Annotated in this window: 12 protein-coding genes; all 12 read left to right on the top strand. The window is 38.7% G+C overall.

The window, feature by feature from the left end; genetic code table 11:
* Positions 1-14: 14 nt before the first annotated feature.
* The 12 genes from tssH to I6F47_RS06280 all read left to right on the top strand — a co-directional run bounded on the left by tssH (position 15) and on the right by I6F47_RS06280 (position 17,028).
* Positions 15-2,750, top strand: coding sequence for a type VI secretion system ATPase TssH (tssH, locus tag I6F47_RS06225; RefSeq protein ID WP_101163515.1), 2,736 nt, complete (start codon positions 15-17; stop codon positions 2,748-2,750).
* Between the two features lie 25 nt (positions 2,751-2,775).
* A complete protein-coding gene (locus I6F47_RS06230) occupies positions 2,776-4,797 on the top strand; it encodes a type VI secretion system Vgr family protein (RefSeq protein WP_197183671.1) in 2,022 nt (673 codons plus the stop codon).
* A gap of 17 nt (positions 4,798-4,814) precedes the next feature.
* Positions 4,815-5,231 (top strand): hypothetical protein, encoded by a 417-nt coding sequence (locus tag I6F47_RS06235; protein ID WP_182692323.1) that lies wholly within the window; start codon positions 4,815-4,817, stop codon positions 5,229-5,231.
* 4 nt (positions 5,232-5,235) lie between these two features.
* Positions 5,236-6,396, top strand: coding sequence for a hypothetical protein (locus tag I6F47_RS06240; protein WP_197183532.1), 1,161 nt, complete (start codon positions 5,236-5,238; stop codon positions 6,394-6,396).
* Entirely contained in the window at positions 6,386-7,417 is a 1,032-nt protein-coding gene (locus tag I6F47_RS06245; protein ID WP_197183533.1) for a DUF2169 family type VI secretion system accessory protein, read from the top strand. The genes I6F47_RS06240 and I6F47_RS06245 overlap by 11 nt, the downstream gene beginning before the upstream one ends.
* Positions 7,407-8,306, top strand: coding sequence for a hypothetical protein (locus tag I6F47_RS06250; RefSeq protein WP_165721753.1), 900 nt, complete (start codon positions 7,407-7,409; stop codon positions 8,304-8,306). Before I6F47_RS06245 ends, I6F47_RS06250 begins: the two co-directional genes overlap by 11 nt.
* Positions 8,303-9,328 carry a DUF4150 domain-containing protein gene (locus tag I6F47_RS06255; protein ID WP_197183534.1) on the top strand — a complete coding sequence of 342 codons (1,026 nt, stop codon included), beginning with the start codon at positions 8,303-8,305 and terminating at the stop codon, positions 9,326-9,328. Before I6F47_RS06250 ends, I6F47_RS06255 begins: the two co-directional genes overlap by 4 nt.
* A complete protein-coding gene (locus I6F47_RS06260) occupies positions 9,325-13,179 on the top strand; it encodes a toxin VasX (protein ID WP_197183535.1) in 3,855 nt (1,284 codons plus the stop codon). Before I6F47_RS06255 ends, I6F47_RS06260 begins: the two co-directional genes overlap by 4 nt.
* A gap of 51 nt (positions 13,180-13,230) precedes the next feature.
* Complete coding sequence (locus tag I6F47_RS06265; protein ID WP_231609180.1) at positions 13,231-14,430, top strand: dolichyl-diphosphooligosaccharide--protein glycosyltransferase subunit 2; 1,200 nt, start codon at positions 13,231-13,233, stop codon at positions 14,428-14,430.
* Between the two features lie 100 nt (positions 14,431-14,530).
* Complete coding sequence (locus I6F47_RS06270; protein ID WP_197183536.1) at positions 14,531-15,277, top strand: hypothetical protein; 747 nt, start codon at positions 14,531-14,533, stop codon at positions 15,275-15,277.
* Between the two features lie 87 nt (positions 15,278-15,364).
* A complete protein-coding gene (locus I6F47_RS06275) occupies positions 15,365-16,429 on the top strand; it encodes a hypothetical protein (RefSeq protein ID WP_165721749.1) in 1,065 nt (354 codons plus the stop codon).
* A 2-nt stretch (positions 16,430-16,431) separates the two neighbouring features.
* A complete protein-coding gene (locus I6F47_RS06280; RefSeq protein ID WP_165721748.1) occupies positions 16,432-17,028 on the top strand; it encodes a hypothetical protein in 597 nt (198 codons plus the stop codon).
* The last annotated feature ends 221 nt before the right edge of the window (positions 17,029-17,249 follow it).

The following is a 17,249-nucleotide window of genomic DNA, read 5'->3' on the forward strand; positions in this document are numbered from 1 at the left end:
TTAAGGATAAAAAAATGGATGCTAAAGGCATAAAACAACTCATAGATAAATTAAATGGCCACACCGCAACAGCACTTGAATCAGCAGCTGGGTTTGCGAGTAGTCGTAGTCATTTTGAAGTGCTTCCTGAGCATTTACTTATTAAGTTAATGGAAGAAGGAAGTAATGGTGACCTTGAGCACATTTTTCATTTCTTTAATATTAATCAAGACAAAGTATGGCATGAGCTATTAGACTTTTTAAATAGACAGCCTGCCGGTAATCAAAGTAAGCCTACATTTTCTCGTCGTTTATACGAATGGCTAGAGCGTGCATGGTTAAGTGCTAATGTTCAGCATAAAAGTGATTTTATAACAGGTGCTGCGCTTATTGATTCATTAACAGAGTTATTACCTTACAGCCCTGTACTTCAACTACCTGCTTTACTAGATAAAATAGATTCACGCTTTTTAGCTGAAAATTTAGATAAAATTTGTCAGCAATCTTCAGAGCGTTTAAACCCAGTAGCTAAATCAAAGTCTGCAAATCAAACAGATTCATCGCACGGTACAGCTGCGCTTGATGAGTACTGTGAAGATTTAACTGAAAAAGCAAAACAGGGTAAAATCGACCCGGTTCTCGGTCGTAATGACGAAATTCGTATGATGGTCGATGTGTTATGCCGTCGAAGAAAAAATAACCCTATTTTAGTGGGTGACCCAGGTGTAGGTAAAACAGCAGTCGTTGAAGGTTTTGCCCAGCGTATAATTGATGGCCAAGTACCAAGTGACCTGCAAGGCGTACGCTTATTGGTGCTTGATATGGGGTTATTGCAAGCAGGTGCCGGCGTTAAAGGTGAGTTTGAGCGCCGCTTAAAAACAGTGATCGACGAAGTTAAAAATTCAACAACGCCAATAATTATGTTTATCGATGAAGCGCACACTTTAATTGGTGCCGGTGGCGATGCGGGCATGAGTGATGCGGCAAATTTATTAAAGCCAGCATTAGCACGCGGAGAATTAAGAACCGTTGCGGCAACAACATGGAGCGAGTATAAAAAGTATTTTGAACGTGATGCCGCTCTAGAGCGCCGTTTTCAGCTTATTAAAGTGGATGAGCCAACAGAGCAAGCGGCTCAATTAATGCTTGCAGGCTTAAAAGATAAATATCAAGAGCATCATAATATTCAAATTACGGATGACGCTATAGAAGCTGCTGTTGTTTTATCGTCGCGCTATATAACAGGCCGCCAATTACCAGACAAAGCTATTGATGTATTAGACACCGCAGCGGCAAGAGTACGTATGTCGTTTGCTACAGACCCCGCTGCCATTGAGTCTGAGCGCGAGCACATTAATTATTTAGAAACCAGAATCAATAGCCTCAATGTAGAGCTAGGGCAAGGTTTAGTTGTTGATAAAGATAAGCTTACCCATTTAGTTGAAGAGCTGGTTATTGCACAAAATAAATTGGCACAACTTACTCACTCGCGTGAATCTCAAATTTCGACTTTGAGTCAAATTAACGAGATAAAGCAGGCAACTGATCAAGAGCTTGATAGCGAATCATTGCTGACACTTCGCCAATCACTAAAAGAGCAAAATACACAAGACAACGGCTTATTTAGTGAAGTAGACGCCGATGCTGTTGCGCAAATTATTTCACAGTGGACCGGTGTGCCTGTAGGGGCCATGGTAAAAGATCAGATTAGTAATTTAATTAATCTTGAAGCCACAATTAGCCAAGAAGTTATAGGGCAGCAGGCTGGACTCGCTAAAATAGCGCAAACACTAAGAGTGAGTAAAGCCGGCGTAAGCAACGATGAAGGCCCGCTAGGCGTATTTTTACTAGCTGGTCCATCGGGCGTGGGTAAAACAGAAACGGCGCGTTGTTTAGCAAAACAGTTATTTGGTGGCGATAAGTTCTTAACGACAATTAACATGAGCGAATATCAAGAGTCGCACACCGTATCGCAACTTAAAGGTTCACCACCAGGGTACGTTGGCTATGGTGAAGGTGGTGTGTTAACCGAAGCGGTAAGACAGCGTCCATATTCAGTAATTTTACTTGATGAAGTTGAAAAAGCGCACAAAGATGTAATGAACATGTTTTACCAAGTGTTTGAGCGTGGCACGATGCGTGACGGTGAAGGACGTGAAATAGACTTTAAAAATACTGTAATTATCATGACATCTAATTTAGGCTCAGCAGAGTTAATCGATGCATGTACACCGCCTACAGTTATAGACCTAAGTCCTCAAGATGACGAGGAAGAACAAGTACAGCAAAGCGAGCAAGAAGCAGCTATTAACGAAGCGCTAAATCCAACGCAAGCACCTATAAATGAAGACGGAACGCCTTGGAAAGTACCATCAATCGGTGCACTTACTGATTTAATTAAGCCGCAGTTACTTGCTTTTTTTGCGCCTGCTTTACTTGCCCGTATGCAAGTTATACCTTACTTAGCGCTTGATTCTGAAGCTCTACAGTCTATCGTCAGCTTGAAACTTGAAGCCATTGCCACACGTTTGCACGAAAACCACAAGATGCAGCTACGAGTAGATGCCAGTGTTTTAGAAAAACTGACTACTCAGTGTACGCTTTCAGATAGTGGTGCACGTATGGTGAACGCGGTTATAGAGCAGCAAATACTTCCTGGTATCGCTAAATCAATTTTAGAGTTTATGGCAGAAGAAGACATGCCTGATATTTTAACGCTGGCCGTTGACGAACAAGACGAAATTACGGCGACATTTGCAGATAACGCTTAAATAAAAGGATGTAAAAATGGGATTCATGGACATATTTAACGAGCTCAAGGCCAATAAGAGTCACTTTAGTGTTGCTATACAGGGCATGCCTGACGGAATGGTCTATGTAACTGACTTTGAGTCTAGGGACGATCGTTTATGTGAAGACTATGAATTTAAAATCCAAGTATTGAGCCCTGAGCATCTAACATCTGAAATGCTAATAGGCAAAGATGTATCGTTATCACTAGTGTGGTCAATGTTAGATCGTACTATTTCAGGGTTAATTAGTGGTTTTATAGCGCATGGTCAAAGTCATCAGGGGTATCACTATACTTTGATCATGAGTTCTCATTTAACATTACTTAAGCATCAGCATTCTAACCGTGTATTTACTGCTATGGATGCAGGTAAAATCATTTTGAGTGTGTTTGAAAAAGCAGGTTTCCCTGCGCAAAAGTTAAATGTACAAGCAAGCTCAACCATGCTCGATATGACCGTGCAATACAACGAAACTGATTACGAATTTGTAACACGCTTAATGCGTAAGCACGGTTTTGTGTACAGCTTTGTAGAGCAAACGGGTGGTGAATGTACATTGTATATTTGCAATGATTCTAATGGTATAGCGCAAGAGTTTGATGAAATAAACCTAAGCTATGTACCACCTTCTGGGCAAGTAAGAACGAGTGAGTCAATTTTTGCTATAAGCAGGCAGGCCCAATTATTTCCGCAAAGTACACACTTAGATGATTACAACTACCAAGCTCCGGGTAATTTGCAAGTTTCAAAAAATAACAGTGCGTCAGTTATTGGTTTTGGTGAAGATAGTCATTACGGTGATAATTACGGGCAATCAAACGAAGGGCAAGACTTAGCAACTATCAGACAGCAAGCGTTTGATTGCCAACGTGAGCAAATAATAATAGACACAGACTGCAGGGCGCTTCGCCCTGGTATGCGTTTAAATATTTATGACCACCCAGAGCATGATGGTCAGTATTTAGTGACGCGTGTAGAGCACAAAGGTAGCCAAAGTGCCTCGGTTGAATACGGCTCTAATGTAAAGGGCTTAACGTATAAAAACCAAGCTTATTTAATTAGTGTTAACCAGCCTTATAAAGCCCCATTAATGCCAGCGAGACGTGTATTTGCTACGTTTAATGCATTAATTGAGCAAGAAATTGATGACAAAGGTAACTACGTAGTAAAACTACCGTTTAATCAAGATGGAGAAGGCCAAGAAAGCCGTCCTACACGTTTAATGCAACCTTACGGCGGCAGCGGGCACGGTATGCATTTTCCACTAACTCAAGGTACAGAAGTGCTCGTTTGTGGTGAAAATGGTGATTTAGACAGGCCTATAATTTTAGGCGCGCTTTATAATGAAAATGCACCAAACCCTGTTACAAGCGAAAACCCAACTGAAAACAAATTAGTAACTAAAGCTGGACACAGCTTTGTAATGGATGACAAAAAAGGCGAAGAGAAGATAAGCCTTGCCAATAAAAACAATAAAAACCAATTAATACTCGATGCAACAAATGGTGCGCACCAGGCAATGTTAAAGTCTGTTGATGGTGATGTTAAAATTTCAGCGAAAGAAAACCTACAGTTTGTTGCCGAGAACGACGCAAATTTTACAGTCGCTAATAATTTTACAACCCGAGTAGAAAACAATCTGCAAATTCAAACCCGCGAGGGAGATATTACAGTTACCTCGGCTGCGGATTTAACTCTAAACTCAGCCTCAAATAGTCGTATTCAAGCGACTGACGGTAACTTAGAGCTCACAGCAACTGATGAGCTTAAAATGCAAGCACGACAAGATATTAGCGTTTACTCGGTAGACGGCAACCTTGAGCTACAAGCACCTCAAGGTGATTTAGAATTAAACAGTGGTAAAAATATTACTATAAAAGCAAATGGGCAAGGCTCAATTCAGTTAAGCCAAGGTGGTGCAAGTATAGAAATTGATGCTGCGGGTAACCTTACAATTGATGCCACTAATATAACGTTAAGTGCCACTAATATAGCAATTAAAGGCAGTGCAATTAGTAACAACTAAGTTAAAGGAGTAATTTAATGAACGCTAAAGTTAAAAGTATATTTAATCACGATCAGCAACTTGCACCTGTAAGTAAAGTTGATGAATTTGGCCGAGTTAAAGGCGTTACAATAAATAACGACGAACAGAGTGTTGTAGCACAAGCGGCGCACATAACACCATGTCAAGTGGGCGACACAGTACTACTTACCCACACTGCACAAGGCTTTATAGTAACAGGGCTACTTGCAAGTGAAGATCAAGCGCCCGCTGCACTCATTAAAAATAGTCAAGGCCACATAACTATTGAAGCGCAGCAAAGTATTAGCCTTCAAACGGCTAAAGGGACGATAGAAGTATTTGCCGACGGCACCATAGTGCTCGAAGGGCGAGATATAACAGCCAATAGCGAGCAAGATCTTACCTTGGCTGGCTGGCCAATTAGGCTTAATTAACACTATGTTTGCTCAAGTCGCTAAAGTTAAGCAGCATCAGCAGCGTTTAACTACTTTATTAAAACACAAACAAAAGTTGCAAGCGCAAGGCGTTTACCCGCTTGCTCGACTCAATGTAATTGAAAGCCAATTACTAAATCATTTATATACGCTCAGCGATTTAAAAAGTGATGCCCCCACAGATTACTTTACAGGCAAAAATTTAACACAAGTCAGTCAATTAGCACTTAATGAATTTATTGCCTTTGCGACAGAAAACCCCGAGCATCACAGTATCTACACGCTATTGCTGCAAAGTCTTAATTTAAAAAGTGAACTTAACAGCGGCGAAACTTTTTTAGCTTTAAAGTCGAACAAACATTTAAGTTATTACAGTGTATTACAGCACTTACTTGATTATTGGCAGTTAGATGATAATAAAGCACTGCGCAATAGTGTACTCAACGAAAAAGAAGAGCTTGATAGTACCGCGATTACTTTACTTTTTTCACAGCAATTGAGTGAAACAGAGCTAAATAGTGCCATGCTACATGCTAACTTTGATATTGCTTATGCAGCACTCGTGAATGCCTATTGTAATAAAACAAGTAACGTATCTGACATGCTGTTTAAAGTATTTGCCAAAACAAATGATGACGACAAAAAAGCAAAATTACTTGCCCTAGCAGGGCTTACTAACGATCCGCGCTGGGATGAACCTTGCCTACTTTTTTGTAAAGCTAACCCCGGGCTTTGCCAACATGTACTAAGCCACTTTGTATATAAGCGCGCATTGCCTTTATTTATAAATTTAATGGCGCATGGGGTAACTCAAAAACCAGCTTACGCAGCATGGCTAATTATTACTAACAGAGCGCTTGCCCAAGCAAAAAAAGTAACTGTAGTAGAATCAAATAACGAAAAAAACGTACACAGCGGCATAAACCTTGACGATGCAGAGCATGCAAGGCAAGCGTTTGCACTTGTCCCAGGGGATCAATTATTAAACGGCATTAGCTTTGTGTGCAGTAATGCAAAACAAAAATTAAAAATACTTGCAGGTGAAGTTGTGCAACGTGCTGTAGCACCACATTATCCACTGCAAAAAGCCTGTGGTTTGTACCATGTATTACTGAGCGCCAAACAATGGCAAAGCGTTATAGCGGAGAGCCCAAGTGCTGAATAATTTTTCTCCTTGGCAGGCTAGTTTTTTTGATGGTTGGTTGAGTGACCGTACGCTGGCTAAAGTGGTTGTCGTAAAACAAAGCTTTGAATTTGACGAAAAAGGCAATGTAACACCAAACGAGCCCGGACCCGATATTGTTGTAGCCGATGACTACGATGGCGACCCCGCATATACACCACTTAGAGAAGTAGACGAACAAGTCGCCTTTAAGCATGGATTTGAAGTGTATGGCGACTTTACAGCTTACCCGCCTAAAGCCAAACAAGCGCGAGTAATTGAAGTAGAGCTTGGCCTTCATGATAAAACGCAGCCACTATTTAAAAAGCGTTTACGTGTAACTGGCGCACGCTTTTGGAAGCGCTCTTTACTTGGGCCTGTTGCAACTGATCCGAATATTATTGAGCCTACACCCATTAATTACAGCAATGCTTTTGGTGGAAAAGATCTTAACGATGAGTCTAATTATCTGCTTGAAAATCCGATAGGGAGAGGATTTAAGCTTAAAAACAAACAAGCAAAAGGGCAGCAATTACCTTGCATTGAATACGCAAATCAACTACTTCGTAAACCGAGTCATACTACCTCAGTTGCAAGTTTTTCAGCTATACCATCACATTGGTCACCGCGTATCGAACTTATGCCCGACATTGATAAAAAAGCACTTATGGCAGGCAATTATCCTTTTAAAACAGTGCTTGATGAACATTTTAACAATATGGCACCTTTAGATCAGCGAGTAAAAAAAGAGTTTACACAAGGGTGGGCGTTTTCACTTTCAGGGTTATACCCGTTACAAGAATATGGGCAGCATCAGCGAGTTGAGCTTCCATTTGAAGAGCCTATTGTTCAGCTAGTTAACACATTAAACAGACATACAATTAACTTGCGCTGCGATACGTTGGTGATTGATTCTGACGCGCAAAGTTTTTCTTTGTTATGGCGCGGTTATATTGACGCAATACACGTAGGCGCAAATAGCCAGTTAGTCGTGGCAAAAAGGGAAGCTAACAATGAAGTTTGATGTACTTTGCCATATAAATGCTACAGGGTGTACACCAAGCAGCCTATATACAGCTGTTGCAAACCAAATGTTGTTTTCTAAACCGAGTAAAGCATTAATACGGTGTGATATAAGCTTAGATGCCCCCTACATAATGGTAGAAATAGAAGAGCTTGCTCAGCTTGATAGGCAAACCAAGTGCTTATTGTTATTAAGCCAGCTGCTCGAAAATATTGATATTACAACACTTAGAAAAACATCCCGTATAAGTCAAATAGTGTTTGTATTACCACAGGATGAGTTAAACAACCCAGTAATAAGTGACGATACACTCAGTGAGCTTTTAGCTGAGGTGATTTCGCAGCAAGTCCCTGATTTTGAACAAACTACAACGCTTGATTTAAAAAGCATAGCGCCCGATACACTTATAATTGCACTCGACTCTTGCGTTAGCTACCAATACGTAAGCCATCAAGCAAAAAATAACGTGGTGCAAGTGTTAAACGGCCCGCCAGGCATTATTAATGGTGAAGGTGGATGTGTATTACTTACCCATTTACAAGGCACCCTTAGTGCACACCTTTATAATGGCGAATTAAACGAACAGCTCAACCAAGCCGAGGCTTGTGTTAATGATACTTACCTATTTGCAGGAAAGGAGTCGTTAGCATGGCAAAAAAAATGGTTTGCTAATACACAAGCATTGTATAGCCCAGAAGACGAATTAATAGAGCTCGCCAACTTAAATAATACTATTGGCCATCAAGGCGTTGCAAACGATCCAGCGGGGTTTGTGCTTGCAAATAGCTATTTAAATAACCCACTAAATGAAGGGTTACAGCATGTATTTTTATTATTTAATTCACCCAATGAGCAACTAATAAAAATTTCAAGGAGTGAAAATTCATGACATACATTAATGCAGCCGCAGGTAAACAAACAGGCAGTGTTCAGTACGACATCGACGCGCTAACCGCCGATGTGCGCTCAGGTGGATCGTTAACATGGCGACACAACAACCCAACACTATTAGGGCTTAATAATAGTGCTCGAAGTAACGGCGCATTAGGTAAAGCCAGCAATGTCGCTATTTTTGAAGACCGAGCCAGTGGAGATGCGGCATTTTTAGCTGAAATAGCACGCCCCAAATACCGCGATAAAACACTTGGCGAAATGGTTAATGTATTTATTCCAGACTATATAATTCCACCACCACAATGGGATGATGAAAAAAACGAACCTATTTTGCCGTGGAACGAGCCACAAACGAGTATGGATGTTAATAAACCTATTACTAATGCCCAAGCATTTTTAGACTTAGTGTCGAGTCATTTAGGGTGGCAAGCCGGCAATCAAGAACAGTTAACTAAAGATGCGCAATCGCAAGCAGCGCAAGTAGCCACAGTATCAGGGCAAAATGTATTGATTAATGGCCGCACTGCAGTGCACCAAAGTAGCGGCGGTAAACTAAGTACCATAGATGTATGTTTAACAACGGTTGGCCCAAGTGTTATCCCAATACCTTATCCAAATATGGCGGCAGCTAGTGATGTAGCAAGTGTTGCCGGGTCAGTAAAAATTAACGGAAATGGCGCGGCTAACATCAAAAGTAACTTTTCAAAGAGTAAAGGCGACAAGCCGGGTAACAAAAAAGGCATAATAAGCGGTACAAACGATGGAAAAGCAGAATTTATTATGGGCTCATTTAATGTACTCATTGAAGGGAAACCCGCTGTTCGCCAAGGCGACCCAATGATTTCAAACTCAAAAAACACCCCGCCTATGCCGCTAGCGCAATCAGGTGGCGCATCACCAAGAGGATTGAGTGTAGAAATGAGGGATAGTTTGGCTGACCAGCAAGCCGGTAAAAAAATAGTCATAAAAATATCAGGATCAGAAAAGTTAGATGAAGATGGAGTGTCAATTGTATGAGTGATCTAAATGTAGCAGATAAAATTGATGAAAAAAATGCGCATAGAGAGCTTGTTTTTGAACGCCAATCAGATGGTGTAAAAAATGTATCACTCATGATTAAAGATGAACCTGTAAATAGAAGCAGTAAAGGCTACTATAAAATCCCGTTATATCAGGTAGGTGCTAAAGAGGAAAGTGATAGTACAGCTGATATTGAGTTAGTTCATATATTCCCAATTAGATATGCCCACCCTGCAGATGAAATTGACGATCATACAACGAACTTAAGAGATGGCTTTTTATACATTTTTGTTGACGGTCATTTATGGCGTGAGCTTAAGGTAACGACCAAAGAAAGCGTTACGCGTTTTAATGATGTTAACCTTGCTTGGCAAAAAGGCGCTCTTACTTGGAAAACAAATAAAGGTTTTCGTGAGGCGACTGGTGAAACACTTAAAACCATTATTGTACCAAATAAGCTCAATGGAAGTAACTGCCAAGTACAAATTGCTTTTTCTGAAATCCAGTGGTCGTGGAAACAGATTCAATTATTTGGAGGGTTTAATCCTGAAGATCCAAGGTTAAACTATGGAGAGCCTGTTAAGCCAGGTGAGAATAATGCTGATGCAATAGAGCTTCGAAGCAACAGATTGTTTACGTTAGATAAGCTTGGTGATTTTGAGCAAGGCTATAATAGTAATCAGTTACCTCAGCATGTTGCACTCGATGTGGTGAATAAAGCTGGAGTCTATTGCCCCGTTATACCTGACGCAATAGGAAAAGTAAGACAAGCCGCTGCAGATATCACGCTCACTCGCTCAGTGATTAGTTCACTACCGATAGAGCAAGTAGCAAATGGACAAACGGTTTCGAGTGTTGATGAGCTCTCAAAAGAGCAGCGAGGTGAACTTGAATTAGCATCGTTTGTTCAACAAACCTTTTTTGCTTTTCCGCAATCGGTGTCTGACAAATTAGCAACATATGGTGAAGACAGTGTTTCTGAACAAGAACAGGACATTGCTAATGATTATAAAAAGTGGGTAGAAAATAAATTTGATAAAGCAGCGTTCAGAAAGTTTCTAGCAACAGAAAAAGTGCTTGTGCTTGGTGAGTATATCAATGAGCTAAGAGCCAATGTAAAAGACCTTATAGAGGATGAAGAGACTGCTTCTTGCTTTTATCAATGTGCAAGAGACTATGCATACTACTCAGGTAACCGACGACTCGACATATATCAACTTATGTGTGACGTATTAGCCCCTCTAAAAGATTTAACGGCAGACTTGCTTCGCTCAAGTGTAGTGTATGACCAAGACGCGCAAAAGCTTAAGCAAATCGACAGTAATGACCTAGGGCAACATATAATCTTAAAAGTGTTAGGTACACACCCAGAGGATAACAGTGACCGTTCAAATTTGTTGAAACTACATAAGTTACTATTCCCTGATGAAACCAATAGTAAGCCTAATTTAACTGAATATAAGTGTTTTCGAGATGAAGAAGATCCTAAAAATGTTGATTTTTCTATTGATGAATTTAAGGCTTTGGAGAAGCAAGATGATCAACTTAATGGTTATATAGAAGGCGATTTAACGCAAGTATTTAGGCGTAGTAGCCAAGCTGTATGGGGCTTCTTTAATATTATTATGGAAGTACCATCTGCCACTTATTCTATGTCTCAAGGTGGCGGAACAATTAAAGATGTGTTTACTGCCCGCATGCAAAAGCAATCTAGCTTACAGCGAGAAAGTAATAAACTTGAGCGGCAAACAAAAGATTTAGAAATACAGATAAAAAATAAACAAAGTGAAATTAAAAACTTTGAAATGTCACGTAACAAGCTAATTCAAGAAGCGCGTAACCAAGGTATAGATGGCGGTGACATTACCGAGCAATTAAACAGGCAACTTAAACAAAGAAACAAAGAACTAGAGCACTATAAAACACTCCTTAAACAAGCAAAAACAAAAGGTAGTGTAACACGTGCGCATTTATCAACACTAAAAAGTGTGGGTTTAGACATGCTTAATAGTGAGGCGCGTATTAAGTCAGTTGCGATGTCGTATAACCCCTATCAAAAAATAATGCATCTCGCGCATATGGTTTCTGATGGTTTACTTGTTGAGATTGATATTGATGTTAATGACTACTATGAAGGTAACTTACCTGATTCAGTCGTCCCGCTTAATTTTGACAGCCGTTCTAAGCGTGCCGAACAAAGAATTTTAGAATTTAATAAAATAACCGAAGGAATCGATGAAGCACTGAGCCAAGGTAGTTACCCAGGCAATGGCGGAACGCGGCCCATTGTTAAACTTAAAGTCAACGATAAAGTAACGATACCCGCGCGTTTAGATCTTATTACAAGTTTAGATGGCTCTTTAAATGAATTAGAAGCTATGGTTACTAAGCAATACTACCAAGCAGACAGCGCCAAGAAAAAAGTGATAAAAAAAATGGTTGCGCTTGATAAAAACAAGTTAGCTGCATTGGAAGCAGTAGAGAAGAGGCTTGAAGATGGTTTAGAGGCTTTTGAAACTGCTCAGCTTAAAACTAACTGGGATTTAACTGGGTATAAAGATCATAATAAATCCCTCAAAAAATACGCGCAAGCAGCATTGGGTAAGCAGCAAGTGGGCAAAGTTGGCACAGCCAGTATTGGTGTTTTGCCGTTTGTTTCTGGGCTAGAGGCCATTAACTTTTATACAGTTATAACTGGTGATGGCGTTAGTTTAATGGATAAAACGTCAGCGTATGCTGATTTGTTAGATGTTATGGTGAATATTGGTAAAGATTTGGTAGAGCGTCGTTATGGTATGCCAAGCTCTGGACAGTTGAAACTTTTCTCTAGAAACAAAGTGCCTGCTAGTGAGTTTACTAAAAAAATACTAAGAGGAAGGCTCAGTGTTACCTCTGCGAAGGTAGCGTTATCTTATGCCGCTAATGCAGCGACGTTCCTCGCAGGCGCAATAAGTACATATGTGGCCGTGAGGGATGCGGTTAATGAATATAACAAAGGTAATATAGGCCTTGCGACAGCAAATTCTATTATGGCTTTAGGCTTTTTAAGCATGACGGCCGCATCAGGTATTGCAATCATTACCAAAGGGGCGTCAGCCTTGATAGCTGTATTTGGTATTGCCGGCTTAGTGATAGTTCTTATTGCGGCAGGGCTTATTTATTACTTTAGCGAAGCAGAGGTTGAGGCATGGCTTCATGCATGCCCATGGGGGAAAGCTGCCTTTATTAATGATGGTTCTTCCAGTGTAAGAGCCGCTCAGTGGCTAAACCGCCCTGACTTAGCATTACTCGATGTCTATAATGCACTTTACAAGCCCTATACAAAACTGGTTGCAAGCAACTTAGCTAAAACTATTTCAATTGGTTTATCCACGCCAGTTGCTGCGGTAAAAGAAGGCGTCGATACAAAGCTCTATTGGCGAGTAGTTAATCCAACAAGCGCAAATATGATTGCACCTTATCGAGGTTATAATGTTGAAGCAGCTGAAAAATATGCAAAAATAATACAACTTAAAATGTCACGTTATACAAAGCATAGAGAATTTAAACAAATTCCCCTTAGTTCCCCCATATTAGTAGATGCGATATGGATGCTTCAGCCTTCACGAACAGGGTGGCAAGCAGAAATAAATTATAATGCATTTTTGACTGAGTTCGGCTTGCAGCCCGGCGACCAAATAGAGCTTAAATTAGAGGCCACGGTGTACCCAGATGGTAAAGGCCAACCGACTATTCAAGGGTTTAATAGCACTTATGGCTTGCCCATTGAGTATTACAAAGTGGGTGATGAGCGCAAGTACAGCCACCGCATTGGCCAAGTAATTAGCCAAGCTGTAATTAATTTATAAAAAGCTAAGTTATTAAAACAATACAAAAGAAGTACAGAAAAGAAAGGACTAATGATGAGTAGTGGTGATAAAGGCTTGGATAAATCAAGCAAACTGGATGACTTACTTGATAGCCTTATTAGTGACAAGGATCTTGAGCGCTATATTGCTGAACAAGAAGACGGTTTAACCCATGAAGAAAGAGAAAAAATAAAAAGAGAAAACCGTATTAACGCAATTAACCAGTGGTGCGCTGAAAACCCAAATCGGGACCCTACAAGAGCAAAAGACAAAACCATAAAGCAACTGGCTTTAGACGAAGAAGCTGTAGTGCGCATTGAAGAGTTTAGAAAAAATAACCCTGAGAAAATGGCAGAAATAAGCATAAGGTCTGAAAACAAAATTAAATACCGTAGGGATAGACAAACCTACGAAGAGCAACTGCCAAGAAACTACTTACATGTAGACAGTTATGAAACGCGATTAAAAAAAGCCGAAGCACTCAATGGCTGCGGGTTTAAAACACGCACGTTTAAAAGTAAGCGTTTTACTGATGAATATGCAGCAGAGCTCAAGTCGCCTAATCGTGGCTCAACACTTGAGGGGCATTGGGTAGAGAGCGATGGTAAGCAGTTGGCTATTTCATGGTTTGGAGGGTGGTCAAATTTATTTACTGCTCTAAGCTTCTTGTTAATGGTCGCTGCAGTTCTGTTTTTTTTCGTTGATTTGGGTGTTATTGGTTTTGTGTGGGAGGATTATCGGTGGGTCCCATTTGCTATATACGCACCTATGTTTATTATAGGTTTTTATATGCTGAAACACCGGGCCATATTAGCGCACCGAGATAATTTTTATTTTAATCGCCATACTGGGCTTGTAAAAACTCCGCATACATTATTCAGAAAACCGTTTTATTTACCTTACGAAGATATTGTTTGCTATGGTGCAAATGAGCGTAATGTAGGCTCAGCCCGTGGTGGTTCACGTGTATTTGTGTCTCTAATGGTGCCGTTAAAATACCCTAAACATTATCGCTTCACTAAGCCTACTTTTTATGTGGGTGGTTTTAATCGTGAATGGGATTCACTGGAATATGCCACAGCCATGACCTTTATGGATACATCAATCCCACTTGGCACGCACTTATATCAATCGATAGAGCATTACTTCAAAATTGATAAAGATATAACGGAAAAACACGCTTTTCCTGAGGAGCTAAAACCTTATTTAGACCCTGATGACTGCCAAGTAAACAGACATGAAGTTTGGTGATGTAAAAAACAGCGCTGAGCATAAATAGTAGTTTTACTTTATTAAAACCAACCTTAAACAATAGCGCTTTTATTGTTTAAGGTACTTTAAAAGGATTTTTATGAATCGCTTTGCATTTAAAAATTTATCACTCGCAATGCTTATGAGTTTTTTTGTCGAGTTTTTATTGAGTTATAATTCATTAAACTCAAGACCCGTTTTAAGTTTTAATAGTACTACATACGATAATAATATATGCAGCACAGTAGCTGGAGCATGTTCGAGTTTAGTACCTTGGGATTCGTTTTTTTTATTACCACTGGTAATGTCTATAGTGTTTTTTTTAGTATTAAAAACGGCTGATAAATTTAACCTCTGTGTCTATTTTGTTTTGTCTAATTTTTTTATAGTTATCAATGGTGATTACCCTTATGTTTTTTATTACTTGATTGAGGGTGGAGTGATTTTGTCATTGTTACATTTTTTTAATTTAAAACAGACAAAAGATAAAAAAGAAAAGAACCAAAGTGAACGTTTTTTTAATTTTCGAAATTATTTAAAAACATTAGATAAAACAGGCTTGTTTACTGGGGTGGCTGCTGAAAAAGAACTCTTATCATTCTTTTTGGTCAGTTTTTTAATCTTATTTTCTTTAATTATTATGATTTTATTTCCTTTCTTAAGTCTTTATATTAAAGGTGAAATAGATTTTAATACACTGAGTTTCATATCAGCTTCTTTTATTAAAAGCGCTTTTTTAAATTCAAATATAACGTGGTTTATTTTAATTACATTACTTTCCCTATTGTCGTTGCTATATCGTAAAGTATATGGAATTAATTTAGCTAAAACTAACAATGAGATCTAATTTAGAGGCAAAAACTAAAAAACCGTCTTAATTTTTTATAATAATTAAGTAAATAACAAGAATAGGGATAAGCTAAAAAGGGAATTCATGGACTATACATTTTATACTTCATTTGCCGAAAAAATCTCGCCCAGATTGTATCAAAACCGCATTTTACCTTATTTTAAATCAGAGCAGTTTGATAGGGATAAAAGTTTCTGGTTTGATTGTTTTGGTATAAATGTAGTTAGACGATACTTTGTTAATGAAAGGGCTAGAGCTGAAAGCTTTGAAAAATCAAGCCTAGCAGATAAATCTAAATATCTAGTTGTTGGACGGCGTTTGAATGCGAGGAAAAGGCTAGATATATTTTTTTATACTCTCCCGTTTATTATTTCTTTTTTAATGTTATTTATAGTTGTATTTGGCAGTGATGAGTTTTTTGGAATGCCGACTTGGCTAGGCTTAATAATATTTATGTTTTGGAATGCTATCGTATGCAACTTTAGTTCATTTTATTATTATAGACTTAGTTCAAAAAATGAGGATTTGGTTTATTTAGATAGGTTGAATAATACAATCAACTTTACAGAACAGACAAACAATGAGCCTCCTTTTAAAGATGAGTTTGCTAATGCTGCATTCCCCGTAGGTGAATTTTCACTCAACGTACGTTTTTTAACAAAAACTCAAGGAGTCGGTAAAATAGCAAGCCTAGTACTTATTCATGAAAATATTGCTCAATACAATGACGTCCCTTGGGTACATATTCACGCGTTAAGTGAATATCATGGCACCGTTGATGATGTAATTAAGCAATGGGCAAGGTATCAGCGTTATTTAGATTTAACTTTACCATTACCCGACTCGCCAGATTTGGAACTCTATAGAAAAAACGATCAATCTACTAAAGAGTTTGATATAAAAAACAAACGACCAGAGCGGTTTTGGTGTGACTTTTCATACGAACAACAAAGAGATATTGAAAGAGAGCTGATTAATAATCCGTTTTATGATGATCAGTATGAATTATCAAAAAAAATGCTTGATATATACGATCTAGTTTGTCCTTGGCTTCAATTTAGCGCTAAACAGCGTAATAAAAAAATGAATGTACTTGCTTCAATAGGGGATATATTGGTTTCAATACGGCAGTTATTAATAGGGATATAGCTATGTGGATATTAATTTTAACTATTTTTCTGTTTGTTATTATTATTTTAGTAAATATTGGAAATGAAAATACTTTTAGAGAAAATTTAAAAAAACCATGCTTAATTAAAGTAAATAACACAGAGTTTGATATCTGTATTAATCAAAATCTTGTTAGAGAAGGGTTGAATTTTTTAATTATTAATTTAATGGATATCACTGAAGATAAAGAAGTTAGCTTTATTCTTACAAAAAATGAGTCGTTGCGACATGGTGATTCATATAGAGTTTGCAAATATGTGAATATTGAACCAATTGCTGAACTTGAGTCTGAGGTTACCCATATATCAGTCCTTAAAATACCAATAGGTGATCTGTTACCATCTCAAGGTGGAACAAGAAAAATGAACTTTAACATCAACTTTTATCGAGGCTACCCTGGCGAAAGTAAATCGCTATTTCTAACCGATATTAATTCAAGTTATATATATAACCATCACCTTGAATATAACTTTCAACGGCCGGGTTATGCCGATACTGATCCGGAGTTATTGAAGAGTATTAATGAAGAAGTAGCAGAGTATTTAGTTCTCTGCAGAAAAAAAACACACCCATTTTAGTTTTGCATTTACCAGATCAAATGAAAGTAGCGCATTCGTAAAACATAAATTATCAGTCTTAAATGCAAATTTAGTAACACAGTTTTCTTGTTTAGTAAGAGGACCTAGGTTTATTGTTAATTCGGAAACTCTTTCAAAGTGGTGCGCGGATTAAATGTCAGATAAGGCATAGATAATAAAGGAAATAGAATATGCTGACACAGCTTACAGAGGTAAGAAAA

The organism is Pseudoalteromonas sp. NZS37, assembly GCF_015864265.1.
In the GTDB taxonomy this organism is placed as follows: Bacteria; Pseudomonadota; Gammaproteobacteria; order Enterobacterales; family Alteromonadaceae; genus Pseudoalteromonas; species Pseudoalteromonas arctica.

Excerpts from the sequence above, each read along its gene's own strand:
- tssH (WP_101163515.1), top strand. The coding sequence starts at position 15 with ATGGATGCTAAAGGCATAAAACAACTCATAGATAAATTAAATGGCCAC.
- I6F47_RS06230 (WP_197183671.1), top strand. The coding sequence starts at position 2,776 with ATGGACATATTTAACGAGCTCAAGGCCAATAAGAGTCACTTTAGTGTT.
- I6F47_RS06235 (WP_182692323.1), top strand. The coding sequence starts at position 4,815 with ATGAACGCTAAAGTTAAAAGTATATTTAATCACGATCAGCAACTTGCA.
- I6F47_RS06240 (WP_197183532.1), top strand. The coding sequence starts at position 5,236 with ATGTTTGCTCAAGTCGCTAAAGTTAAGCAGCATCAGCAGCGTTTAACT.
- I6F47_RS06250 (WP_165721753.1), top strand. The coding sequence starts at position 7,407 with ATGAAGTTTGATGTACTTTGCCATATAAATGCTACAGGGTGTACACCA.
- I6F47_RS06255 (WP_197183534.1), top strand. The coding sequence starts at position 8,303 with ATGACATACATTAATGCAGCCGCAGGTAAACAAACAGGCAGTGTTCAG.
- I6F47_RS06260 (WP_197183535.1), top strand. The coding sequence starts at position 9,325 with ATGAGTGATCTAAATGTAGCAGATAAAATTGATGAAAAAAATGCGCAT.
- I6F47_RS06265 (WP_231609180.1), top strand. The coding sequence starts at position 13,231 with ATGATGAGTAGTGGTGATAAAGGCTTGGATAAATCAAGCAAACTGGAT.
- I6F47_RS06270 (WP_197183536.1), top strand. The coding sequence starts at position 14,531 with ATGAATCGCTTTGCATTTAAAAATTTATCACTCGCAATGCTTATGAGT.
- I6F47_RS06275 (WP_165721749.1), top strand. The coding sequence starts at position 15,365 with ATGGACTATACATTTTATACTTCATTTGCCGAAAAAATCTCGCCCAGA.
- I6F47_RS06280 (WP_165721748.1), top strand. The coding sequence starts at position 16,432 with ATGTGGATATTAATTTTAACTATTTTTCTGTTTGTTATTATTATTTTA.